Genomic DNA, 22,234 nt, shown 5'->3' with positions numbered 1-22,234 from the left:
CTACAACTCTAAAGCTGGTTCAAACTCTCTTGAAAATCTTACAGCCACGGATTTTCTCTCTGAAATGGCGAATTTTACTATTCTTCTTCACTGCGTTGGCAATATTAATTTGTAGTAAATCAATTATATCTTTTGGATAAAATTATGTCAATATTACAAACTCTACTATATTAGTTTTTCTCCTAATATTAAATCCTCAGGAGTAGTAACTTTTATATTAGTGTATTCACCCTCATATAAATAAACTTTATTACCATATAGTTCTACAACCATAGTATCATCTGTAACAAGCTTCTTTTCATTTTTAACCTTTTTATGACATTCCATTATAATATCAAATTTAAAAACTTGAGGAGTTTGAATTGCTACCAAATCGTTTCTGTTAGGTGTTTCTATTGAAAATGAATTACTATCCTTTATCTTAATTGTATCCTTAGGCATAACTCCAGGTGCAGATGCTCCATATCTCTTAGCAAAAGATATTCCATCTTTTATTATTCTTTCTGAAACAAAAGGTCTTGCTCCATCATGAATTAAAACTATATCGCTATGTTCTAAAGCTTCTAACCCATTCAACACAGAATCCTGTCTCTCAGTTCCTCCAGATACTATCATATCTACTTTCAAAGAATACTTATCAATAACATGCTCTTTACAATACTCAATCTCATCCTCCGGCAATACTAATATAGTTTTATCTATTTCATTGCATTCATTAAACTTTTTTATCGTGTAATATAAAATCGGTTTGTTTTTTAGCATTATAAATTGTTTACTAACAGACGATCCCATTCTTTTCCCTCTTCCGCCTGCTAATATAATAGCACTTATCATATTTTACACCCTCTATTATTCCTTTGGCTTAGCAAATATCATTCTTCCAGCTGCCGTTTGAAGAACTGATGTTACAATAACATCTAGTTGCTCTCCCATATACTTTCTTCCACCTTCTACTACTATCATAGTTCCATCATCTAAATAAGCAACACCTTGTGTTGGTTCTTTACCATCTTTCACTACAATAACTTTCATTTCTTCCCCTGGTAATACTACTGGCTTAATAGCATTAGCTAATTCGTTAATATTTAATACTGCTACACCTTGAAACTCAGCTACCTTGTTTAAATTAAAGTCATTTGTCACAACTTTTCCCTTTAAAACTTGAGCTAATTTTAAAAGTTTACTGTCCACTTCAGCTATTTCCGGGAAATCACCTTCCCATATCTGTGTTTCAATTTCTAACTCTTTTTGAATTTTGTTTAATATATCTAATCCTCTTCTTCCTCTATTTCTCTTTAGAGAATCTGATGAATCTGATATATGTCTAAGTTCATCTAAAACAAAGTTAGGTATAACTAGAGGACCTTCTACAAATCCTGTTTTACATATATCGAATATTCTTCCATCGATTATTACTGATGTATCTAATACTTTAGCTATTGCTTTATTAGCTCCCTTTGATTTCTTATCCTTCGGCGTGGCCTTTTTAAAATTTAAGATTAAAGCTGATATATCTTCTTTCTTTTTTATAAATATATCTCCTACTATAAATGCAAATATTACGTTAAATAAAACAAATAAAATAGGTCCAAAAACAGTTAACTTATTTAATGGCAATCCTATTAACGAAGTAATAACAAGTGATAGTATTACTCCTACAATCCCATAAAGTATTTCTACTCCAGTTAATTTTTGAATATTTTTTTCTGCGTACTCTATTAGATTAACAACCCAATCATATATTTTAGGAGAAATTAAATATAAAATTAATCCAAATAATAAAATTACAAAAATAAGAAATGATACCGATGCCACAGGCTTTGCTAAAAATCCACTGTCTTGAATCTGTGGAATATTTAAAAGTATTTCTCCAACTATATATCCGCTTATTAATCCAATAATAGTAAATATAATTCTTATCGCTTTTTTTAACACAAAATCACCTCCCTATTTGATTATTGACATAAATTAATAATTAAATTCCCTTATTTATTCTATATTTAATAATAATATATATTCTTAAGGATAATTTATATTATTATACCATATTAAGCTATTGCCACAAATGAATAATTATTAAATTCTTCTTAATTTAAAATCCATGTACCCCCTATAAATATAATTATTAATTAGATATTATAGTATTAAAGTTGATACAGGCTATGGGTGTATTAACAAAATTATATTCTAATAACTACATATGTGTAGCTATTTTAATTTAAGGAGTTGAGGCATATGAAAGATATAATTTTTGATAACTTTCAAAATGATGTTAGCGAATCACTACTAAGACACAAAAGCATTTTAGACATAATAACCAAATATGGTGAATCAAGCGCTAGAATAAACAGAGCCGTAGCCAAAGCTGTAACTAACTGTGGTTGTATTTCTATATCAGCAACTAAACAATCTCCCCCTACTGAAGAAACTTCTTTAGAAGATTTTAAAGCAAACTTAGCCAATCATTTAAATGGAAAATTATGCGACAACTGTCGTGAAATAATTGAAAGAGAAATTGGTAATAACCTATTTTATCTTACTTCCCTTTGTAATACATTAGATATTAGTTTATATGATGTTCTTATCACAGAAGATGATAAAATAAATACCTTAGGTAACTTTACATTTAGATAAATTAAAAGCAGGCTTTAAAGCCTGCTTTATTATATTTCATTTTTTAAATATATTTGTTCTTTTATTCTTCTTAATCCATTTCTTATAGCTCTAGCTCTTGCTTCTCCTATACCTTCAACCTTATCTAGTTCACTTGTACTTGCATCTATAACAAACTTTAATTCATTAAAGTGCTTAACTAAGTTCTCTATTACAGAGTTAGGTATTCTTGGAACCTTAAAGAGTACTCTATATCCCTTTGGGGAAATTAATGTGTCTACTAGTGATATGCCTCCATATCCTAAAGCTTTAGATATTAAATCTAAATCAACTAATTCTTCTGAGTTTAATTTTTGAAGTTCATTGTAAATTGTATTAGGATCTAGTCCTTCTTTACAATAATCCCTTATTAATAAAATTCCATCTCTTTCTATGAATTTTATTAACTCATTTAGCTGCATAGATATTAATCTTCCTTCATTTCCTAGTTCAACGATATATCTCTTTATTTCTTCAACAATTCTCATTACCATTTCAGTTCTTTGGATTGCTGTAACTACATCAAATAAAGTCGTTAAGTCTTGGAATTCTAATAAATTTAAATTATTAATTACACGCTCTAAAACATTAACATATTTCTCTAATGTTTGAATGGCTTGATTAGCTCTTGCTAATATTATACTACTTTCTTGTAATACATACTTTAACTCACCCTTATAAACAGTAATTATATTTCTTCTTTGTGATATTGCTATAACAATATTTCCTGTTTGCTTAGCAACTCTATGCGCTGTTCTATGTCTAGTTCCAGTCTCGTATGTTATTAATGCTGAATCTGGCACTAATTGAGCATTAGCACTAATTATTTTCTTTAAATCGCCGCTAATAACTATTGCCCCATCCATTTTAGCTAGTTCATATACATATGATGGACTGTAATCAGAATTTATATTAAATCCACCATCAACTAACTCCATTATTTTATCACTATCACCAATTACTATAAGTCCACCAGTTTTTGCTCTTAATATATTTTCAAGCCCTTCTCTTAGTTGAGTTCCAGGGCTCATAATTTCTAAAATATTTTTTATCTCTTTATCATCTTTTATTCTCATACATTCACCCGATTCATTAGAATATCTTTGGAATAGCTTCTTTTACATTGCTAGAACCAATAATATTAATTTCCTTACTAATTACTTTTTCCCTATTTCTTGCTGGTATTATAGCATTTTTGAATCCCATTTTTTCAGCTTCTTTTATTAATCTATCACATGCAACAACAGGCCTTATTTCACCTGTTAATCCAACTTCTCCTACAACTACAGTTCTTTCAAGCTTAAAACCAGCATTTTTAACACTTGATAATAATGCTAAGGCTAAGCCTAAATCTGCAGTAGTTCCATCTAATGTTAACCCTCCTACAACATTGACATAAACATCATATTTATAAAAAGGCACTCTTAATTTTTTTTCTAAAACTGCTAATATTAATCTAAGCCTTTGATTATCTATACCAATAGCCGTTCTGCTTGCCATATGCATATTAGTTTCACTTACTAACGCTTGTATTTCAACTAATATTGGTCTAGTACCTTCCATTATTCCAACTACTGCTGAACCTTCTTGATTAAAATTAGTATCCTCTAAAAACATTCTTGAAGGATCATAAACTTCTTTTAATCCCTCTTCTGCCATTTCAAACACACCAATTTCACTAGTTGTTCCAAATCTATTCTTCATAGTTCTTAAAACTCTAAATTCTTCTGTTCTTTCTCCTTCAAAGTATAACACAGTATCAACCATATGTTCTAAAACTCTTGGTCCCGCAAGTTCACCTTGCTTTGTTACATGGGCTACTATAAAAAGTGGAATCCCATTTTTCTTACCAATTCTCATTAGTGCATTAGAACATTCCTTTACTTGAGAAACACTTCCTGGAGCTGATGTAACTACTTCCTTATAAACAGTTTGTATTGAATCTATAATTACAAATACAGGCTTTATCTCATCAATATAGCCTTCTATTAAATCTAAGTTTGTTTCAGATAAAATGTATAAATCAGGAGCTACTACACCTAATCTATCTCCTCTTATTTTAATTTGCTCTTCAGATTCCTCTCCAGAAACATATAAAACTTTACCATACTTTTTAGAGATAGTGTTAGCTGTTTGAAGTAAAAGTGTTGATTTACCAATACCAGGATCTCCTGATATTAATGTAAGTGACCCCTTTACTAAACCTCCTCCTAATACTCTATTAAGCTCCTTTAAACCAGTATCATATCGCTCTTTATCACCTGATTTTATATCTTCAATTTTTTTGGGCATATTATCTAATATTCTAATTGTATTAATTTTAGACTTAATTTCTTTTTGTGTATCTTTAACTTCTTCAACTAGAGTGTTCCACTTATTACAATCAGGACATTTTCCTAACCATTTAGGTGATTCATATCCACACTCTTGACAAATAAATATGGATCTAATCTTTGCCATAAATATATCATCCATCCTTCTATTTATTTACAAATAATTCTACTTACTATATACTACTATATCATAATAAAATTATAAAAAACAATTATAAAAAAAGAATTGTTACTATTATTATAGTAACAATTCTCTATAGTCTATTCACTTATATTATTTATTTAATAATTTAGCAGCTGCTTCATCAATTATTAAAACTACATCTCTATGCATTTGTAACATTGAAGCTGGCATATTAGTATTTATTTTACCATTAACCATCTCTTTAACAGCTTCTGCTTTTCCTTCTCCACTAGCAATAACTATTATTTTCTTTGATTTCATTATTCCACCTAATCCCATTGTTAATGCAGTAGTTGGAACTTCATCTTTTGATTCAAAGAATCTAGCATTAGCTTCTATAGTGTTTTCTGTTAAGCTAGTTAAGTGTGTACCTGAAACTAAGAAGTCATCTGGCTCATTGAAAGCAATGTGTCCATTATTTCCAATTCCTAATAATTGTACATCTGTTCCACCTAATTCAGCTATTTTAGCATCGTAATTTTTACATTCTGCTTCAATATCTTCAGCTAATCCATTTGGTACAAAAGTTCTATCTTTATTTACATTGATATGGTTAAATAAGTTATCATTCATAAAGTATCTATAACTTTGGTTGTGATCTCCTGATAATCCTACATACTCATCTAAGTTTACAGTAGTAACTTCTGAAAAATCTATTTCATTTTCCTTGTTCATTCTTATTAACTCTTTGTACATTCCTACTGGTGAACCACCTGTTGCTAATCCTAATATAGCCTTTGGATTGTTCTTTACTACGTCCGCCATTTCGTTAGCAGCTACCTTACTTAATTCTTCATAGTTTTTAGTTATAATTAATTTCATTTTATTTTCCCCTCTCTTCTAGATATATTTACTTGTAATATAAATTTATCTGATCTATAAATTGACTCTTCTAAGAAAAGTATTTTCCCATTTTGATTAAATGTTTTTCCTATCATTTTTAATAATGGAACATTATTTTTCACATTAAATAATCTTCTATATTCATCTGTCATAAGTACTGATGCTACTGATGATTTAGTATGATCAATTATATATCCAAACTCTTCTAAAATTTTGTATAAGGATCCTTTTAACATATCCCTATTTAAATTTCCACAATAATCTACAGGAATACATACTTTTTCTATTGCTATACATTCTCCGTCAACTATTCTCTTTCTGTTTATCTTATAAAGTTTGTTTAATTGGAATGTTTCCATTAGGTTTTCAGGAGTATCTATTATTTCAAATTCAATAACTTCTGTTTCTAATTTTCTTCCTGTTTGTTTTATTATTTCAGTAAAGCTCATCATATCCTGTTGTTTTACTGTTTGATCACATACAAACGTACCTTTTCCCTTTACTCTCAACAATATACCTTCTTGTACTAACTCTCCTATAGCTTGCCTTATAGTCATTCTGCTTACTTCGTATATCTCACAAAGTTCTCTCTCACTTGCTATGCATTCACCTTGACCCCATACGCCTTCAGCTATTTTTTTAGTTAAGTCATTTTTAAGTTGGTAATATACCGGAATTGGACTATTTTTATCTATCATAGTTACTCCTCCTATAGATATTATATTCAAAATCATTATAGATGTCTAGACCAGTTGATAATTTTTATTTTAAGAATAAATTTAGAACTTTTGGTAAAAATAAGGTTACTAAATATAAGGAGATGATATTATGCTTGATAGAAATGTTTTTTCTAACGTTCCCGCAAAAAATATACTAAAAGATGATTATCAAAAAAATATATCTGAAAATGTCACCAACTCATATATAGAAACTTCTCTAGATAATATGGTTCTAAATTCAAATTTAGATAACGAAAATATCATTAAATAAATTTATTTATATATAAATAATATACCCTAAAGTTATTCTAGTAAATTATTTATTGTATTTATAATATTTGATGTGTATAATTTATATTAACTAATATTTATTATTTTTATTATAGGAAAGTAGGAATTTATTATGATAAAGGTTTATTCAACTGATGCATGCCCTTGGTGTGTTAAAGCTAAAAATTATTTAAAATCTAAAGATGTTGTATTTGAAGAAGTGAATGTACAAGACGACATGGAAGCAAGACAAGAAATGGTAGATAAGTCAAAACAAATGGGAGTTCCTGTTCTTGATGTTAATGGAACTATAATCATTGGTTTTGATAAAAAAGCTATTGATACAGCTCTTGAAAAATAATATTAAGACCATCGGATAAATCCGATGGTCTTTTTTAACTTCTTACTAAATTTATTACTGTTGCCTTAGGCCTAGACATTGACTCAATAGAGTATCTAATTCCTTGAGTTCCTATTCCAGATGCCTTTACACCTAAAAATGGAAAATGATCTGGACCTCTTTCTGTTTTATTATTTACTTGAACTGTACCTACTTCTAATCTATCAGCTACATAAAAAGCTTCATTTATATTTTCAGTAAATACTGATGATTGAAGTCCATATTCTGAGTTATTTGCTATTTCTATAGCCTCATCTTTATCATTTACTCTAATTATAGGCAATACAGGCCCAAAAGGTTCTTCCCAAGCTAATCTCATATCAGTAGTTACATTATCAAATAATGTAGGATAAATTAAGTTACCCTCTCTTTTTCCACCTACTAATAAATGGGCTCCTTTTTCTCTTGCATCATCTATTAATTCATATACAAAGTCTGCTGCTTTTGAATCTATTAAAGGCACAATATCTACTTGAGATTCTAAAGGATTTCCTACCTTTAACTTCTCTATTTTTGACTTTAATTTTTCTACTAACTTATCAGCTACTTCATTAACTACTAAAATTCTTTTTACAGCTGTACATCTTTGCCCTGAATAAGAGTAAGCTCCTGCTATAATATTACTTGCTGCTAACTCTAAGTTAGCATCTTCTAGTACTATTGCAGCATCTTTACCTCCTAATTCCATAAGTAAAGGTACCATTGTAGTTATTCTAGATATACGAGTACCTATTTCTGTGCTACCAGTAAAGTTTATAAAATCAATTTCCGGATGAGTAACTATATAATCTCCTATTTCACTTCCTCTACCGGTAACTGTATTTAATACTCCTTTTGGAATACCTGCTTGCTCAAATATTTTAGCTAAATATAATCCACATAAACTTCCCTGTGTTGCTGGTTTTAATACTACTGAATTTCCTGCTACTAGTGCTGGTGCTAATTTTGATGCTGCTAAATTTATAGGGTAATTAAAAGGTGATATTGCCAAAACTACTCCTAATGGTTCCCTAGTTACTACTGAAATTTTATTTCTTTTGAATCCTGGAAAACTATCTCCTGGAAGACTCTCTCCAGATATATTCTTAGCAGTATCAGCTGTAAATCTAATATAATCAGCTGTTCTAAGAATTTCTGATTCAGAACTCTTTTTGTCCTTTGCTATTTCCTTCATCATAATTTCACTAAGCTCATCTACTCTTTCAACTAGAATATCTGCAGCCTTATATAAAATTTTAGTTCTTTCGCTAACAGGAACATTTCTCCATTCCTTTTGCGCAGCCTTTGCACTTTTTATAGCCTTATCAACTTCTGCCTGTGTCATAGCAGGAACTCTTCCTACTAATATTGAATCTACTGGAGAATATATATCAATAAACTTTCCACTTTCACTAGCTACCCATTCTCCATTTATGAAATTTCTGAATGTTCTTTCTGAACCTTTAATACAACTAAACATCTACTACACCCCTTTCACTAAAGCTTAAGTAAAAAAATTATTTTTCTACTGCAGTCTCAAAAGCCTTTTTATCAAATCCAACTATTATTTCACCATTTATTTCTGTTACTGGAACTGTTCTTTGCCCAGAAACTCTAAATACTTCTTCTCTATCTTCATGCTTATCAGCAACATTTACTTCTTTATATTCCCAACCTTTAATTTCAAAGAATTTTTTAGCTTTAACGCAAGCTGGGCACCATGATGTTGAATAAATTTTAATCATTTTTATTTCTCTCCTTTTCTTCAATAATATATTTTTCTGAATGTAATGCTGCAATAGTTCCATCAGCTACTGCTGTTGTTATTTGTCTAAACATTTTCTCTCTTACATCCCCTGCTGCATATACACCCTTTATGTTTGTTAACATATTTTCATCAGTAGGTATATATCCATGAGATGTTAAATCAATATATTTGCTAAACATTTCTGTCTTAGGCTCTGTTCCTACAAAAGTAAAAATTGCATCTAATTCTATTTCTTCTTCTTTATTAGTTTTTGTATCTTTTAATAAAGCTCTTTGTAAAAAACCTTCTCCTGAAATATTAACTAAATCCTTGTTATACATTATTTCTATTTTAGGATTATTACTTACTTCATCAATTAATGACTTTTCACCATTGAAATAATCATATCTTCTTATCATTACTACTTTTTTAGCAAATCTAGTTAAGAATATAGCTTCTTCTAAAGCTGAATTTCCTCCACCTACAACTGCTATTACTTTACCTTCATACATTGCACCATCACAAACGGCACAATAATGAACACCTTTTCCTGAGAATTCCTCTTCATTAGCTACTGGTAATTTCTTAGGGCTAGCACCTGTTGCAATAATAACAGCCTTAGTCTTGTAAATATAATCTCCAGTTTCTATAATTTTTTCTTCGTCACTAAAGTTAACACTTTCTATTGCGTCGAATTCATCTATTTCAGCCCCTAGCTCTTCAGCTTGTTGCTGCATTAAGTCTGCTAACTCACTCCCAGATACTTTTGTAAATCCAGGATAGTTTTCTATTGTATAACTATTTCTAACTTGTCCTCCCATGATTTTATCTTCTAGTAATATCATGTCTATTTTAGCTCTTGTTGCATATATTGCAGCTGTTAAACCAGCAGGCCCACCGCCTATTATTATTAGCTCTTTATGTTTAACTTCTTTTTGCATTTTACCAAAGCCTCCTTACCCCCTAGGGGTATTTTATTATATTATATACACACATTACTCAAAGTGCAACAGTTTTTAACTAATAATTTTTATTAATTAGAAGTTCTATATAAATAGATTTCCCTGTTTTTAAATCATTTATTATTTTTTTCTTATAAAACAATCTAATAATAAACTTATATATTATAAATCCTATTAATTTGTTCCTAAATTAATTAGCTTATAAAAAGAAATAGATCTAAATTTACTTAGATCTATTTCTCCTATATAAAAAAATTATAATTCTATTATGATATATGCTTAAAACATAATTCCTTACCATCACAATAAACCTCTAATTTATCTCCAACTTTTATGTCACCTTTAAGCATTTCTTCGCTTAATTTATCTTCTAATTCCTTAGTAATTATTCTTCTTAAAGGTCTTGCTCCATAACTTATATCAACACCCTTATTTACTAAGAAATCCTTGCTTTCTTCATTTAAACTTATGCTAATTTTTCTTTCTTTTAATCTTTCTATAGTACCTTTTAACATAATATTAACTATTTTTAATATATCGCTATCTTCTAGTTGATGAAAAACTATTACATCATCTATTCTATTTATAAATTCCGGCTTAAACTCTCTCTTTATTTCACTAATTATATTTTCCTTCATCTTTTCATATTGAGAATTACTTACATTTTCTGATGTAGCAAATCCTACTGTTTGTTGCTTTTTAAGTTGATGAGCTCCAATATTAGAAGTCATTATAATTATTGTGTTTTTAAAGTCTACAACCTTTCCTTTCCCATCTGTTAATCTACCATCCTCCATTATTTGAAGAAGTATATTAAACACATCTGGATGAGCCTTTTCAATTTCATCTAATAATATAACTGAATAAGGATTTTTTCTAATGGCTTCTGTCAATTGACCACCTTCTTCATGCGCAACATATCCAGGAGGTGAACCAATTAGCCTTGATACTGAGTGTTTTTCCATATATTCAGACATATCTACTCTAACTAAGTTTTTTTGATTTCCAAACATAGCTTCAGCTAAAGCATTAGATAACTCTGTTTTACCAACTCCAGTTGGACCACAAAAAATAAAACTACCTATTGGTCTATTAGGGTCCTTTAACCCTACTCTTGCTCGTTTAACAGCTCTTGTTACAGCTCTTACAGCCTCATTTTGTCCAACAACTCTCTTGTGTAAAATTTCCTCTAGATTAAGTAACTTTTGTGATTCAGTTTGTGTTAATTTTTCTATTGGAATTTTAGTCCATATTGCAACTACTTTGGCAATATTTTCTTCTGTAACTATATGAGTCATAGCAGAATTTTTTACACTCCAATCTTCTTTAAGAGTAAGAAATTCCTTTTTTAATGTTTTTTCACTATCTCTAAGAGTTGCTGCCTTTTCAAAATCCTGCCCCCTTATAGCTTCTTCTTTTTCTTTTACTACATTTTCTATTTCCCCTTCAATATTCTTAATACTTGGAGGTGCAACTAAATTTTCTATTCTTACTTTAGCTGCTGCTTCATCTATTAAATCAATTGCTTTATCTGGCATAAACCTATCCGTAATATACCTATCTGCTAACTCTACAGCACTTTCTAATGCTTCATCAGTTATTTTAACCATATGATGAGCTTCATACTTATCTCGTAACCCTCTTAATATTTCTAAAGTTTCATCATTATTTGGCTCTCTAACCATAACCGGCTGAAATCTTCTTTCTAATGCTGCATCTTTTTCTATTTGCTTTCTATATTCATCTATAGTTGTAGCACCAATACACTTAATTTCTCCCCTTGCTAAGGCTGGTTTTAATATATTTGAAGCATCTATAGCACCTTCTGCTCCTCCAGCTCCTACTATTGTATGGATTTCATCAATAAAAATTATTATATCCTCTCTACTTTTGATCTCTTCCATTACTTTTTTTAATCTATCTTCAAACTCACCTCTATATTTCGCACCTGCTACCATAGATGTTATATCTAGAGATATAATGGATTTATCTTTTAATATTTCTGGAATATTACCACTTGCTATCCTCTGTGCTAATCCTTCAATTACAGAAGTTTTACCAACACCAGGCTCACCAATTAAGCAAGGATTATTTTTTACTCTTCTACATAATATCTCAAGTACTCTTTGATTTTCTTCATCCCTACCTATTACAGGGTCTAAACTCCCCTCTTTAGCCATTAATGTTAAATCTCTTCCATATTGATTTAATAAAGGAGTCTTAATATTTTTTTTACGTGATTTTTCATCAATCTTTATTTCTTGTGATTCTCTATCTGATAAATATTCTTCTATTTCTTTCTTTACATCATTAAAATCTATTTTATTAGTAACTAAAGTTGTGTATGCAACACCTTCATTATCATCTATTAATGCTAGCAATAGGTGTTCTGGACTTATATAGTTATGGTTAAACTTTCTAGCCTTTATTAAGCTATCATCAAATAACCTCTTTGCTCTAGGAGTTAAAAGCATTTCTCCAATGGAAATTTCTCCATCTCCATATCCTAAATACTCCTCTATAGTTTTTTTAGCTTTTTCTACTGTAATCCCCTTTGAATATAGTACTTCCTTTCCATATCCACCTTCTCTTAATATACCAAGTAAGATATGCTCTGTACCTATATATCCATGTTTAAATTCTTGTGATTCTTTTTGAGCTTCTACTAACACTATATGTGCCCGCTCTGTAAACCTCCCAAAAATCATAATATACCTCCAATACCCAATTACTGAATTAAACCCCTTACAAAAAAATAATCTGATTATTATATATATCAATACTTATGATAAAATTACTGTTATCATTCCTTTTAATATTTCTGCTCTAACTTTATTTTTTTCTACTACTAAACCAAGTGACCTATCATTTAAAGATATTTTCATTATTTCATACTCTTTACTTGTAATGGATTCTGTCTCTTTTAAATGTTCTAATATAGATAATGCACCTTGATATGTAATACTACTACCTATGGAGTTATTAATAATATCTAATCGTCTATCATTGTTATCATGAAGTAACCTCTTAATTACAATATATCCTCCTCCACCTCTTCTACTTTCGATTAAATATCCCTTTTCATAAGTAAATCTAGTAGTTAATACATAATTAATTTGTGATGGTGCACATGAAAACTTATCTGCCAACTCATTTCTCTGAATTTGAATTTGATTTTGTTCATTTATCATGCCTTTTATAAACTTTTCTATTGTATCTGAAATTCTTGCCAATTTTACACCTTCTTAAACAAATTTTACTTTGACTTTATTTGACTTTTATTATATATTACACTAATAATCTTGTCTATTTTAAGATCTTCAACTTTAAAATAATACTAATATATATTATATTTGATAAATCCTAGAATTATATTAGTATTTTTTGAAAATACTAATAATAAAATATTTTTAGGAGGGTCATATGGAAATTCAATGGTTAGAAAATACTAGCTTTATATTGAAAAATTCTTATGGAAAAAAAATTCTTATGGACTCAAGTATATTATCATATTCAGCTACTAATTCTAATTTTAACGCTGATATCCTTACCCTTAGTCATATACCAGTAAATACAAATGTAAATGATATATTTAGTTCTATACCTACTGTTATAACTACATCTGATCCATTTGATAATTCTTTTATTTCAATATCTGGAGTAAAAACCTTTAGAGATGACGTAAAAGGTTGTAAGAGAGGCCCTAATATTATTTATGTTTATATTATAGATAACCTAAGAATTGCTCATCTAGGTATGCTTGGACATAATTTAGATGATAAAATTATTGCTAATTTAAAAAACTTAGACTTTTTATTTATCCCAATTGGAGGTCGCTTTGCAATTGATGGTAATACTGCTGCTAAACTAGCGTTATCAATTAAACCAAAGTACATAATACCAATGTACTATAGTAATTCCTCTAACTCTAATTATTTAGATGGTCCTAAAAAGTTTTTATCTCATTTTAAAAATGTAATAAAATTCGATTCTACCATAATACATACTAAGGATTTATCCTTTTCTGATATTAATAAAGTATTACTCTTAAATTCCTTATGTTAATTAACAAAAAAAGAACCGCCAATAATGACGGTTCTTCTAAACTCCAAATTACGCTTGTACTGGAGCTCCAACTGGACAAACATTTGCACAGTTTCCACAATCGATACAAGTATCTGCATCTATAACAAATTGAGTATCTCCTTGGCTTATAGCGTTAACTGGACACTCTGCAGCGCATGCACCACAGTTTACACATGAATCTTCAATTACGAATGCCATTAAAAAGCACCTCCTATTATAAAAACTTATTTCCACTATATTTTAGCATACTGATATAAATAAGGAAAGATAAAAATTATTTATACATAAGTTATATTTCCTAATAAATTTTATATCAATATGCTAATATGTTTTAGCTTATACCATAGGTGTCTTATTAAGCAACGCTATAGCCTATAGCTTCTATTGAGCTAGCTATTTCATCTGCTGACGTACTTTTTTCATCAAAAACTATACTAACTTCTTTCTTTGCTAAGTTAACTTCGCAAGCAACAACGCCTTCACTGTTTGCTATTGCTTCTCTCACAGATTTAACATCTTCAGAATTTAATAAGTTTGGAATCATAATTATAGATTTCATGCGTTTCCCCCCTTTCTAATTATCTTTAATTAGATTCTTCATTAACGTCTTATCCTCTGGTAGCTCTATCTCTAATCTTATATCTGACTCATCTATAGAGTCTTCATAAGATCCCTCTACTAATTCAATTTTCTCAATTTTAAATTCTTCTATTACTTCCTCATCTACTCTTCTGTATTTCACTTTTACACTTTCTTTTACAGTGTTATTTGAAACTACTTCACCTTGACCTTCTGATGTTTTAACTATAGATCCAACCTTAGGAAGTCTCTTTCTTATATCTTCATATGTGCTTTGTTCATAATTTAAACAGCACATTAATCTACCACAAATCCCTGAAATCTTAGTTGGATTTAAAGATAAATTTTGCTCTTTTGCCATTTTTATAGAAACTGATGCAAAATCACCTAAAAATGTTGAACAACACATAGGTCTTCCACAAGGGCCTAATCCACCTAGCATTTTAGCTTCATCTCTAACTCCGATTTGTCTTAGTTCTATTCTTGTTTTAAATATTGTAGCTAAATCCTTAACTAATTCTCTAAAGTCTACTCTTCCATCTGCTGTAAAATAGAATATTACTTTATTATTATCAAAAGTATATTCTACATCTATTAGTTTCATATTTAATCCATGCTCTTCTATCTTTTTTAAGCATATATTAAATGCGTCTTCCTCTTTAACTTTATTATCTTTATGTTTATTTATATCATCATTTTCAGCTACTCTTATTACACTCTTTAATGGTGCAACAATATCTGCTTCTGATATTTGCTTTATTCCTATTACACATTCGCCAAATTCAATTCCTCTTGCTGTTTCAACAACAACAAAATTTCCTTTATTAATCTCTAACCCACTAGGATCAAAGTAGTATATTTTCCCTGCCTTCTTGAACCTAACTCCTATAACATTTATCATTTTTAACCCTCCATGAACCCTATAAGCATAATTCTTATAGTAGCTGCAAAATTAGAGTTGCTAATTAAATTTACTCTTGCTTCTCTTATCTTGTCTATTATATTATTTAATTTCTTATAGGACATATTTATCGCTAACTTCTGTATATTTTCTATTTTATCCCCATTTGTTATTATACTAGTATTATCTATTTCCTTATATATCATAATATCCCTAATAAAAGATGCTAATATATTTAAAATATCTTCTTTATTATCTTTATACGATACCAACTTTTCTTCAAAACTTAATAAAATTTCTGGATCATTAACTTTTAAGTTACTAAGAACATCTAAAATTAAATCTCTTAAATTTTTCAACTCTACATCATTTAAAAACCTTTCAGCCTTTCCTGGTACACCTTCACTATATGCAACAGCTGCTGTTAACTCTTCACCTAGTAAATTGTCATTTATACTATTTATGTAATTAATTATTTCTTCTTTCGACAAAGGTGTTAGCTTATATATTTGACACCTAGATTTTATTGTGTCTAAAACTAACTCTAAACTTTCACAAAGAATTATTATAAAAACTCCATTCGGAGGTTCCTCTATAGTTTTTAATAAAGCATTTTGAGCTTGAACAGTTAACTTATTTCCATCATGTATGACAATTACTTTCTTATCACCTTGAAATGGTTTTTTATTAACTTCCTCTATTACTTCCCTTACATCATCTACCCCAAAAGATGCTTTTTTAGGTTTATAATGAATGATATCTATATATTGCTTGTCTTCTTCTTCACCTAAAATTTTCACTGCGAATATTTGGGCTAATTTGCTCTTACCTATACCATCTTCGCCTACAATAAGGTGTGCATGAGAAAGAGTACTATCACTAATTCTTTTTCTAAAGTTTCTTATAATGTTCTCATATCCAATGAACTGTCCCATTACACGCCTCCTTATAATTTATATTTTTACAAACTGGTCAACATCAACTACAAATATAGTTGCCCCACCTACTTTAACTTCTACTGGGTATGACATATACATATCTGTATTTCCTGCAATTGGTGTTGGTGTCGCTATCATTTGCTTTCTAGTTTTACAGATATTTTCAACTACATCAATGACTTCTTGAACCTTTTCTTTTTCTACTCCTATCATTAAAGTAGTATTTCCAGATTTTAAAAATCCACCTGTTGTAGCTAACTTTGTTACTCTAAATCCACTTTCAGTAATGGCATCAATTAAATCTAGAGCATCATCATCTTGAACCATAGCTATTACCAATTTCATAAATACGCCTCCCCTAAATGCTAACTATTTTTTAACTATATTTTACCATATTAAGTATAATTTATGCAATTTTTTTCTTATAAATTAATTAAAATTATATTTAATACTTCATCAAATACTTCATTAATACTTTTTTCAGCATCAACTTTCACTATATTAGTGTTTTTATTGGCATTATATACAATTTCATAACCTTCTCTTACCTTATTATGAAAATCTATATTTTCAAGATCTAACCTATTTACTTCCCTAGATGAGTTTTTTGAAATTCTATTTAATCCCACTTCTGGTCTTATATCAAATAAAATTGTTAAATCTGGCATGCAATCTTTAATTGCAAATTTATTTATTTCTAATACCTCATCTATTCCTAATCCTCTAGCATGTCCTTGGTATGCTAAAGATGAATACACAAATCTATCACATAAAACAACCTTACCTTGGTCTAAAGCTTTAATAACTTTCTCAATTAAATGTTGTCTTCTCGCTGCTGCATATAAAAGTGCTTCTGTTCTTCCATCCATTTCAGTATTTTCTCTATCTAGTATAATGCCTCTTATATCTTCAGATATCTTAATGCCTCCAGGCTCCCTAGTTTTTATACAATTTATTCCTCTATAATTTAATTCTTCATAGATTTTTTCTAAAATGGTAGTTTTTCCGGAACCTTCTCCACCTTCAAATACTATAAATGTTCCTCTTTTCATAGTGTTACCTCTTATCTAGAATATATTAAAGCTTGTTAATAAAGCCTTCTTTACTTTATTTTTGTAAAATTCATATTCCACATTGTCTACTGTTGTATTCAGTATTTTTTCATGGCATGTATTACAAACTAAGCTTCTTCCTATAATTATACCATCATATTTTTCTTTTCTACATATAATACATATATTTTTTTCATCCACATTATTAATCTCTTTACTTTTAATATTCATAATCTACTCACTCCCATACTTTACTCCTTAAAATTCTAGCCAAATGTAATAATTTTTATACTTTATTGGAAACATATAATAATAAATGTTTTGGGAGGAGTATATATGAAACAAGAAATTATATCTTATTTATCTACATGTAAAGATGACATATATAAATTAAATAAATACCTCTATGAAAATCCTGAGGAAAGCTATAAGGAATTTAAAAGCTGTGAATATATATCTAATTTTTTAAATAACTATGGTTTTGAAGTTCAGAATAATTTTTTAGACTTAAATACCTCTTTTTATGCAAGTAAAGGAAATGGATACCCTAAGATTTGTTTTTTATGTGAATATGATTCTGTTCCTGAAGATGGACACTTAACAGGACATAATCTACTTTCTACAACATCTATTGCAGCCTCTATATCTCTCGCTAATATAATAGACAAAGTTTCTGGAACAATTATTGTAATTGGATGTCCTGGAGAATACTTAGGTGGAACCAAATCTGTAATGGCTAAGCAAGGTGTTTTTGATGATATAGATGTGGTTTTAGTAGCTCATCCTGATGTAGTAACATCAGAAAGTGGAAGTTCTTCAGCAATAGTTCCATTGAATGTTAAGTTTTTAGGAAATAGTGGTCTAAGCTTTCTAAATAAAGGTTGCTATACTTCCTTAGATGGAATCTTACTTACTTTTAATATATTAAATGCTTTACTAAAAGGATTTCCTGAAGATGTTGAAGTTAATTCTATTATGTCCAAAGGTGGTTTAACTCCACTTATGCTTCCATTAGAGTCAGAAGCTAAATTTTATATAAGAGCCAAAGATATGGATATAGCTAAAATAGCCGAAAATAAACTTAGAGAAATTGTAATTTATGTTTCAAAGCTTCTTAGAGTTCAATATTCAATGTCATTATATGAACCTGAAAGTGAAGAATTAATTACTAATAGAACTTTAAATAGATTATTTAGTCATAATCTTAAAGAAAATGGAATCATAAATATTTCACCACCAAGAGATGTATATTCCGGATTAAGCCTTGGTGTAGTCAGTAAATATGCACCCTGTATCCATCCGTACATATCTATTGTAAATTCAGATAAAATTAAATATGGAACTAAAGATTTTGCAAAAGAAACAATCTCTGACTATGCATTTGAACAATGTATAAAAGCATCATTATCATTAGCATTTACAGCGTTGGATATCATAGAAAATAATCAACTATTAACAGAAATAAAAGATGAATTCTATAAAAAATAGGCTTCTTAAAAAGAAGCCTATTTCAAATTTATATTTATTTACTACATAACTCATTTTGTCTTATTATTCTTTGAATAAATAAATCACTTGGTTGAAATTTAATTTTTCTTATTACATTATTTTTCTTAAAGATGCAATAATAAGCATCTTTACAAATGAAATCACACAAGTAATTTTTAGATGTTCTAACCACTGAATATTCTTTAGGTATTCCACTTCTTTTTCCAATATATAATATATCATTAATTTTTATACTTTCTAAATTTTTTTCTTCTTTAGAACATATTTCATTAATAATAAGCTTGTCCGCTATTATTGAATGCTTATATGATAACTTACAGCTTTTAAGCTCTTTTAATAAAATAACAATAGTTAAAAGTAATATAATTCCACTTATAATAGAGCCTAATACGTGCTTATCTAGCCATGAAAGCTCTACAAACTCCAAAACATATAATGCTATAGTAACAACTAATAATGACATTATAATTACTGGTACTTTTTTTCGCGAAACCACTTCTCTGTGCATCATTTAAAAATTCCCCCACATTCTCATTATCCTCTTATTTTTATAGACAATGGACTGATTATACTAATTATTGAATATTTTATCCACATCTAAAAAACGTCTAGAATTACTATAATTTAAATTGGTATTCAAATACAATTATTTATCATAATAAATCAGCCTTTTCCTTAATTTCTCTTTAATTTTCAATATGTAATTGTTTTACTAAACATTATAATTATTTATGTTATATTTCTATTAATAATAGTATAATAAAAGTGTATATATTTATGGAGGTTTAACAAATGATTCAAATTTATAAAAGCATTAGTGAAGATGATCCATCACTAAAAATACTCGATAACTTAGAACCAGGTTGCTGGATTAATATAATAGCACCATCAGATGAGGAATTAATATTAATTTCCAAAAAAACTGGAGTTCCTTTAAACTTTCTTAAAGCACCTTTAGATGATGAAGAAACCTCTCGTATTGATATTGAAGATAATTGTGTCTTAGTTGTAGTGGATATTCCCTTTACAGAAATGGAGGATAACTCCCTTACTTACGATACATATCCTTTAGCTATTATACATACTGAAAAACAGCTAATTACTGTTTGTTTAAAAAATAGTAGAATACTAACAGATTTTATTAATGGTAAGGTTAGATCATTCTTCTCATTTAAGAAATCTAGATTTATTCTACAAATACTAAATAAAATATCTACATACTATCTTTTATATTTAAGACAAATAGACAAAAAGAGTTTAATGATAGAAAAAAGACTTCATAAGTCAATGAAAAATAGGGAGCTAATACAACTTCACTCTCTTGAAAAGTCATTAGTTTATTTTTCAACATCCCTTAAAGCTAATGAGATAACATTAGAAAAAATGCTAAAGCTTGAAATAATGCAAAAATACGAAGAAGATCAAGATGTTCTAGAAGATGTAATCATAGAAAATAAGCAGGCAATAGAAATGACTGAGATATATAGTAATATACTTGCAAGTACAATGGATTTCTTTGCTTCAGTAATTTCTAATAATCTAAACATAGTTATGAAGGTGTTAGCATCAGTTACTATTCTTATGGCCATACCAACAGTAATCGGTGGTATATTTGGGATGAACTTTATTAAAATGCCTTTACTTGAACATCCATTAGGATTTGAAATTACTATGTTTATCACATTCTTATTAACAGGCCTTACAGCATTTATACTTTATAAAAAAGATATGTTTAGTTAATAAAAAAGCTATTACTTTATGTGTAGCTTTTTTTCTTTTTTATGCATATGCTAATATATATTTATAAAGTAGGTGAATTTATTGGTAAAATTAAAAAAGTTAAATAGCAATTCAACTATTGGAATTATATGCCCATCATCTCCAGAAGATAGTGCTTTTATAGATGAAAAAATCTCAAAATTTAAAGAGTTAGGCTTCAATATAAAAGAAGGCTCTTATATATATGATACTTATGGATATTTAGCTGGAACTGATACGGATAGAGCTAAAGACTTAATGGATATGTTCTCTAATCCTGAAATAGATGCTATTGTGTGTTTTCGTGGCGGATATGGCTGTGTTAGAATGGCTCCATACTTGGATTTAAATATAATAAAAAAGAATCCTAAGCCATTTTGTGGGTATAGTGATATAACATTACTTTTAAACTATATTAATAAGAAATGTAATTTTCCTACCTTCCATAGCCCAATGATTAACTCTAAATTTGATGATGAATTGACACTTAAATACTTCATGAATGTTCTTACTAACTTCAATAAAAATTCTTTTTATAACTTAAAAAAGCTTTCGAATAATAACATACAGTATATAAATAAACGTGATTTTACTGGAAAACTGGTAGGCGGTAATCTCTCTCTTATTGCTTCAACATTAGGTACTCCATATGAAGTAGATTTTAATAATTCTATACTACTGATAGAAGAAATATCTGAAAATCCTTATGCTATAGATAGAATGTTATCACAACTAATATTATCTGGCTCATTGAAGAAATGTTCTGCAATAATATTAGGACATTTTACAGATTGCTCATGTAAAAATAAAAATACTTTTAGCCTTATAGAAGTTTTATATCAAAAATTATCTCACTTAGACATTCCTATTATTATAGGGTTACCATTTGGTCATGATTATCCTAATATAACTCTTCCTATAGGAGCTAAATTTTCATTTACAGCTCAAAATGACTTATTAACTTTAAAAGAAAATATTTTTAAATAAAACAAAAAACCTACAAATTTAATTTGTAGGTTTTTTTGGAGGCGCCACCCAGATTTGAACTGGGGAATAAAGGTTTTGCAGACCTCTGCCTTACCACTTGGCTATGGCGCCGTACCTGGTGGCTCGACCAGGAATCGAACCAGGGACACGAGGATTTTCAGTCCTCTGCTCTACCGACTGAGCTATCGAGCCACATGACCTGGCGACGTTCTACTCTCCCACACAGTCTCCCATGCAGTACCATCGACGCTGTAGAGCTTAACTGTCCTGTTCGGAATGGAAAGGAGTGTTTCCTCTACGCCATCATCACCAGATGATTTAGTTCTTTATGAACT

26 protein-coding genes, 2 tRNA genes and 1 rRNA gene are annotated in these 22,234 nt (G+C 29.0%); 7 read left to right on the top strand and 22 right to left on the bottom strand.

Annotated elements, in window-relative coordinates:
• Positions 1–165: 165 nt before the first annotated feature.
• Both ispD and ACRDBA_RS09685 read right to left on the bottom strand, forming a co-directional pair.
• Positions 166–834 carry a 2-C-methyl-D-erythritol 4-phosphate cytidylyltransferase gene (gene ispD / locus ACRDBA_RS09690; RefSeq protein ID WP_438572719.1) on the bottom strand — a complete coding sequence of 223 codons (669 nt, stop codon included), beginning with the start codon at positions 832–834 and terminating at the stop codon, positions 166–168.
• 15 nt (positions 835–849) lie between these two features.
• Entirely contained in the window at positions 850–1,935 is a 1,086-nt protein-coding gene (locus ACRDBA_RS09685; RefSeq protein ID WP_438572718.1) for a PIN/TRAM domain-containing protein, read from the bottom strand.
• 300 nt (positions 1,936–2,235) lie between these two features.
• Between ACRDBA_RS09685 and ACRDBA_RS09680 the strand changes: the two genes are divergently transcribed.
• Positions 2,236–2,634 (top strand): DUF1573 domain-containing protein, encoded by a 399-nt coding sequence (locus ACRDBA_RS09680; RefSeq protein WP_438572717.1) that lies wholly within the window; start codon positions 2,236–2,238, stop codon positions 2,632–2,634.
• A gap of 29 nt (positions 2,635–2,663) precedes the next feature.
• Here the strand turns inward: ACRDBA_RS09680 and disA are convergent, their stop codons facing one another.
• The 4 genes from disA to ACRDBA_RS09660 form a co-directional block, all read right to left on the bottom strand.
• On the bottom strand, positions 2,664–3,728 hold the full coding sequence (disA, locus tag ACRDBA_RS09675; protein ID WP_438572716.1) for a DNA integrity scanning diadenylate cyclase DisA: 1,065 nt from the start codon (positions 3,726–3,728) through the stop codon (positions 2,664–2,666).
• A gap of 16 nt (positions 3,729–3,744) precedes the next feature.
• A complete protein-coding gene (gene radA / locus ACRDBA_RS09670) occupies positions 3,745–5,112 on the bottom strand; it encodes a DNA repair protein RadA (RefSeq protein WP_438572715.1) in 1,368 nt (455 codons plus the stop codon).
• A gap of 147 nt (positions 5,113–5,259) precedes the next feature.
• Entirely contained in the window at positions 5,260–5,991 is a 732-nt protein-coding gene (gene nagB / locus ACRDBA_RS09665) for a glucosamine-6-phosphate deaminase (protein WP_438572714.1), read from the bottom strand.
• Positions 5,988–6,710, bottom strand: a complete 723-nt coding sequence (locus ACRDBA_RS09660; protein WP_438572713.1) for a GntR family transcriptional regulator — start codon at positions 6,708–6,710, stop codon at positions 5,988–5,990. Before ACRDBA_RS09660 ends, nagB begins: the two co-directional genes overlap by 4 nt.
• Before the next feature lie 130 nt (positions 6,711–6,840).
• On the opposite strand from ACRDBA_RS09660, the gene ACRDBA_RS09655 reads away from it, so the two are divergent.
• Both ACRDBA_RS09655 and ACRDBA_RS09650 read left to right on the top strand, forming a co-directional pair.
• Positions 6,841–7,002 carry a hypothetical protein gene (locus ACRDBA_RS09655; RefSeq protein WP_438572712.1) on the top strand — a complete coding sequence of 54 codons (162 nt, stop codon included), beginning with the start codon at positions 6,841–6,843 and terminating at the stop codon, positions 7,000–7,002.
• A gap of 132 nt (positions 7,003–7,134) precedes the next feature.
• A complete protein-coding gene (locus ACRDBA_RS09650) occupies positions 7,135–7,362 on the top strand; it encodes a glutaredoxin domain-containing protein (RefSeq protein WP_438572711.1) in 228 nt (75 codons plus the stop codon).
• Between the two features lie 34 nt (positions 7,363–7,396).
• Here ACRDBA_RS09650 and ACRDBA_RS09645 read toward each other — a convergent pair whose 3' ends face one another.
• The 5 genes from ACRDBA_RS09645 to ACRDBA_RS09625 all read right to left on the bottom strand — a co-directional run bounded on the left by ACRDBA_RS09645 (position 7,397) and on the right by ACRDBA_RS09625 (position 13,322).
• Positions 7,397–8,860 carry an NADP-dependent glyceraldehyde-3-phosphate dehydrogenase gene (locus ACRDBA_RS09645; RefSeq protein ID WP_438572710.1) on the bottom strand — a complete coding sequence of 488 codons (1,464 nt, stop codon included), beginning with the start codon at positions 8,858–8,860 and terminating at the stop codon, positions 7,397–7,399.
• 37 nt (positions 8,861–8,897) lie between these two features.
• Entirely contained in the window at positions 8,898–9,125 is a 228-nt protein-coding gene (locus ACRDBA_RS09640) for a glutaredoxin domain-containing protein (protein ID WP_438572709.1), read from the bottom strand.
• A complete protein-coding gene (gene trxB, locus ACRDBA_RS09635) occupies positions 9,118–10,068 on the bottom strand; it encodes a thioredoxin-disulfide reductase (RefSeq protein WP_438572708.1) in 951 nt (316 codons plus the stop codon). The genes ACRDBA_RS09640 and trxB overlap by 8 nt, the downstream gene beginning before the upstream one ends.
• Positions 10,069–10,355: 287 nt before the next feature.
• A complete protein-coding gene (locus ACRDBA_RS09630; RefSeq protein WP_438572707.1) occupies positions 10,356–12,797 on the bottom strand; it encodes an ATP-dependent Clp protease ATP-binding subunit in 2,442 nt (813 codons plus the stop codon).
• Between the two features lie 75 nt (positions 12,798–12,872).
• A complete protein-coding gene (locus ACRDBA_RS09625; RefSeq protein ID WP_438572706.1) occupies positions 12,873–13,322 on the bottom strand; it encodes a CtsR family transcriptional regulator in 450 nt (149 codons plus the stop codon).
• A gap of 190 nt (positions 13,323–13,512) precedes the next feature.
• On the opposite strand from ACRDBA_RS09625, the gene ACRDBA_RS09620 reads away from it, so the two are divergent.
• Entirely contained in the window at positions 13,513–14,154 is a 642-nt protein-coding gene (locus ACRDBA_RS09620) for an MBL fold metallo-hydrolase (RefSeq protein WP_438572705.1), read from the top strand.
• Positions 14,155–14,202: 48 nt separating this feature from the next.
• On the opposite strand, the gene ACRDBA_RS09615 is transcribed toward ACRDBA_RS09620, so the two are convergent.
• The 7 genes from ACRDBA_RS09615 to ACRDBA_RS09585 form a co-directional block, all read right to left on the bottom strand.
• Complete coding sequence (locus ACRDBA_RS09615; RefSeq protein ID WP_438572704.1) at positions 14,203–14,373, bottom strand: DUF362 domain-containing protein; 171 nt, start codon at positions 14,371–14,373, stop codon at positions 14,203–14,205.
• A 157-nt stretch (positions 14,374–14,530) separates the two neighbouring features.
• Positions 14,531–14,734 carry a heavy-metal-associated domain-containing protein gene (locus tag ACRDBA_RS09610; protein WP_438572703.1) on the bottom strand — a complete coding sequence of 68 codons (204 nt, stop codon included), beginning with the start codon at positions 14,732–14,734 and terminating at the stop codon, positions 14,531–14,533.
• A gap of 15 nt (positions 14,735–14,749) precedes the next feature.
• Positions 14,750–15,655 (bottom strand): PSP1 domain-containing protein, encoded by a 906-nt coding sequence (locus tag ACRDBA_RS09605; protein ID WP_438572702.1) that lies wholly within the window; start codon positions 15,653–15,655, stop codon positions 14,750–14,752.
• Positions 15,656–15,657: 2 nt separating this feature from the next.
• The gene (locus tag ACRDBA_RS09600; RefSeq protein WP_438572701.1) at positions 15,658–16,590 is read right to left on the bottom strand and encodes a DNA polymerase III subunit delta'; all 933 of its coding nucleotides are present in this window, start codon (positions 16,588–16,590) and stop codon (positions 15,658–15,660) included.
• A gap of 18 nt (positions 16,591–16,608) precedes the next feature.
• The gene (locus ACRDBA_RS09595) at positions 16,609–16,938 is read right to left on the bottom strand and encodes a cyclic-di-AMP receptor (RefSeq protein ID WP_438572700.1); all 330 of its coding nucleotides are present in this window, start codon (positions 16,936–16,938) and stop codon (positions 16,609–16,611) included.
• Between the two features lie 77 nt (positions 16,939–17,015).
• On the bottom strand, positions 17,016–17,645 hold the full coding sequence (gene tmk, locus ACRDBA_RS09590; RefSeq protein ID WP_438572699.1) for a dTMP kinase: 630 nt from the start codon (positions 17,643–17,645) through the stop codon (positions 17,016–17,018).
• Positions 17,646–17,660: 15 nt separating this feature from the next.
• Positions 17,661–17,876, bottom strand: a complete 216-nt coding sequence (locus ACRDBA_RS09585; RefSeq protein WP_438572698.1) for a sigma factor G inhibitor Gin — start codon at positions 17,874–17,876, stop codon at positions 17,661–17,663.
• A gap of 105 nt (positions 17,877–17,981) precedes the next feature.
• Here ACRDBA_RS09585 and ACRDBA_RS09580 point away from each other — a divergent pair, with 105 nt between their 5' ends.
• On the top strand, positions 17,982–19,133 hold the full coding sequence (locus ACRDBA_RS09580) for a M20 family peptidase (RefSeq protein WP_438572697.1): 1,152 nt from the start codon (positions 17,982–17,984) through the stop codon (positions 19,131–19,133).
• A 34-nt stretch (positions 19,134–19,167) separates the two neighbouring features.
• Here the strand turns inward: ACRDBA_RS09580 and ACRDBA_RS09575 are convergent, their stop codons facing one another.
• On the bottom strand, positions 19,168–19,665 hold the full coding sequence (locus ACRDBA_RS09575; protein WP_438572696.1) for a hypothetical protein: 498 nt from the start codon (positions 19,663–19,665) through the stop codon (positions 19,168–19,170).
• Positions 19,666–19,946: 281 nt separating this feature from the next.
• On the opposite strand from ACRDBA_RS09575, the gene ACRDBA_RS09570 reads away from it, so the two are divergent.
• Together ACRDBA_RS09570 and ACRDBA_RS09565 are read left to right on the top strand one after the other, a co-directional pair.
• Positions 19,947–20,894: a magnesium transporter CorA family protein gene (locus ACRDBA_RS09570; protein WP_438572695.1), complete on the top strand. Its 948-nt coding sequence runs from the start codon at positions 19,947–19,949 to the stop codon at positions 20,892–20,894.
• A gap of 81 nt (positions 20,895–20,975) precedes the next feature.
• Positions 20,976–21,899, top strand: coding sequence for a S66 peptidase family protein (locus tag ACRDBA_RS09565; RefSeq protein ID WP_438572694.1), 924 nt, complete (start codon positions 20,976–20,978; stop codon positions 21,897–21,899).
• 36 nt (positions 21,900–21,935) lie between these two features.
• On the opposite strand, the gene ACRDBA_RS09560 is transcribed toward ACRDBA_RS09565, so the two are convergent.
• The 3 genes from ACRDBA_RS09560 to rrf form a co-directional block, all read right to left on the bottom strand.
• A tRNA-Cys gene (locus ACRDBA_RS09560) sits at positions 21,936–22,010 on the bottom strand.
• 5 nt (positions 22,011–22,015) lie between these two features.
• Positions 22,016–22,091 (bottom strand) — tRNA-Phe (locus ACRDBA_RS09555).
• A gap of 5 nt (positions 22,092–22,096) precedes the next feature.
• Positions 22,097–22,213, bottom strand: a 5S ribosomal RNA gene (gene rrf / locus ACRDBA_RS09550).
• Positions 22,214–22,234: the final 21 nt, after the last annotated feature.

The sequence above is a fragment of the Clostridium sp. genome (assembly GCF_051654825.1).
Lineage (GTDB): Bacteria > Bacillota > Clostridia > Clostridiales > Clostridiaceae > Clostridium.
The sequence above is the reverse complement of the archived record's forward strand: the minus strand, read 5'-3'. Positions and strand labels throughout refer to the sequence as shown.

Bases quoted from the DNA above. Each gene is read 5' to 3' on its own strand.
- ACRDBA_RS09575 (WP_438572696.1), bottom strand. From the start codon at position 19,665: ATGATGCACAGAGAAGTGGTTTCGCGAAAAAAAGTACCAGTAATTATA.
- ACRDBA_RS09655 (WP_438572712.1), top strand. From the start codon at position 6,841: ATGCTTGATAGAAATGTTTTTTCTAACGTTCCCGCAAAAAATATACTA.
- ACRDBA_RS09580 (WP_438572697.1), top strand. From the start codon at position 17,982: ATGAAACAAGAAATTATATCTTATTTATCTACATGTAAAGATGACATA.
- ACRDBA_RS09640 (WP_438572709.1), bottom strand. From the start codon at position 9,125: ATGATTAAAATTTATTCAACATCATGGTGCCCAGCTTGCGTTAAAGCT.
- trxB (WP_438572708.1), bottom strand. From the start codon at position 10,068: ATGCAAAAAGAAGTTAAACATAAAGAGCTAATAATAATAGGCGGTGGG.
- ACRDBA_RS09600 (WP_438572701.1), bottom strand. From the start codon at position 16,590: ATGGGACAGTTCATTGGATATGAGAACATTATAAGAAACTTTAGAAAA.
- tmk (WP_438572699.1), bottom strand. From the start codon at position 17,645: ATGAAAAGAGGAACATTTATAGTATTTGAAGGTGGAGAAGGTTCCGGA.
- ACRDBA_RS09570 (WP_438572695.1), top strand. From the start codon at position 19,947: ATGATTCAAATTTATAAAAGCATTAGTGAAGATGATCCATCACTAAAA.
- ACRDBA_RS09585 (WP_438572698.1), bottom strand. From the start codon at position 17,876: ATGAATATTAAAAGTAAAGAGATTAATAATGTGGATGAAAAAAATATA.
- radA (WP_438572715.1), bottom strand. From the start codon at position 5,112: ATGGCAAAGATTAGATCCATATTTATTTGTCAAGAGTGTGGATATGAA.
- nagB (WP_438572714.1), bottom strand. From the start codon at position 5,991: ATGAAATTAATTATAACTAAAAACTATGAAGAATTAAGTAAGGTAGCT.
- ACRDBA_RS09620 (WP_438572705.1), top strand. From the start codon at position 13,513: ATGGAAATTCAATGGTTAGAAAATACTAGCTTTATATTGAAAAATTCT.
- disA (WP_438572716.1), bottom strand. From the start codon at position 3,728: ATGAGAATAAAAGATGATAAAGAGATAAAAAATATTTTAGAAATTATG.
- ACRDBA_RS09650 (WP_438572711.1), top strand. From the start codon at position 7,135: ATGATAAAGGTTTATTCAACTGATGCATGCCCTTGGTGTGTTAAAGCT.
- ACRDBA_RS09595 (WP_438572700.1), bottom strand. From the start codon at position 16,938: ATGAAATTGGTAATAGCTATGGTTCAAGATGATGATGCTCTAGATTTA.
- ACRDBA_RS09645 (WP_438572710.1), bottom strand. From the start codon at position 8,860: ATGTTTAGTTGTATTAAAGGTTCAGAAAGAACATTCAGAAATTTCATA.
- ispD (WP_438572719.1), bottom strand. From the start codon at position 834: ATGATAAGTGCTATTATATTAGCAGGCGGAAGAGGGAAAAGAATGGGA.
- ACRDBA_RS09610 (WP_438572703.1), bottom strand. From the start codon at position 14,734: ATGAAATCTATAATTATGATTCCAAACTTATTAAATTCTGAAGATGTT.
- ACRDBA_RS09660 (WP_438572713.1), bottom strand. From the start codon at position 6,710: ATGATAGATAAAAATAGTCCAATTCCGGTATATTACCAACTTAAAAAT.
- ACRDBA_RS09680 (WP_438572717.1), top strand. From the start codon at position 2,236: ATGAAAGATATAATTTTTGATAACTTTCAAAATGATGTTAGCGAATCA.
- ACRDBA_RS09630 (WP_438572707.1), bottom strand. From the start codon at position 12,797: ATGATTTTTGGGAGGTTTACAGAGCGGGCACATATAGTGTTAGTAGAA.
- ACRDBA_RS09605 (WP_438572702.1), bottom strand. From the start codon at position 15,655: ATGATAAATGTTATAGGAGTTAGGTTCAAGAAGGCAGGGAAAATATAC.
- ACRDBA_RS09615 (WP_438572704.1), bottom strand. From the start codon at position 14,373: ATGGCATTCGTAATTGAAGATTCATGTGTAAACTGTGGTGCATGCGCT.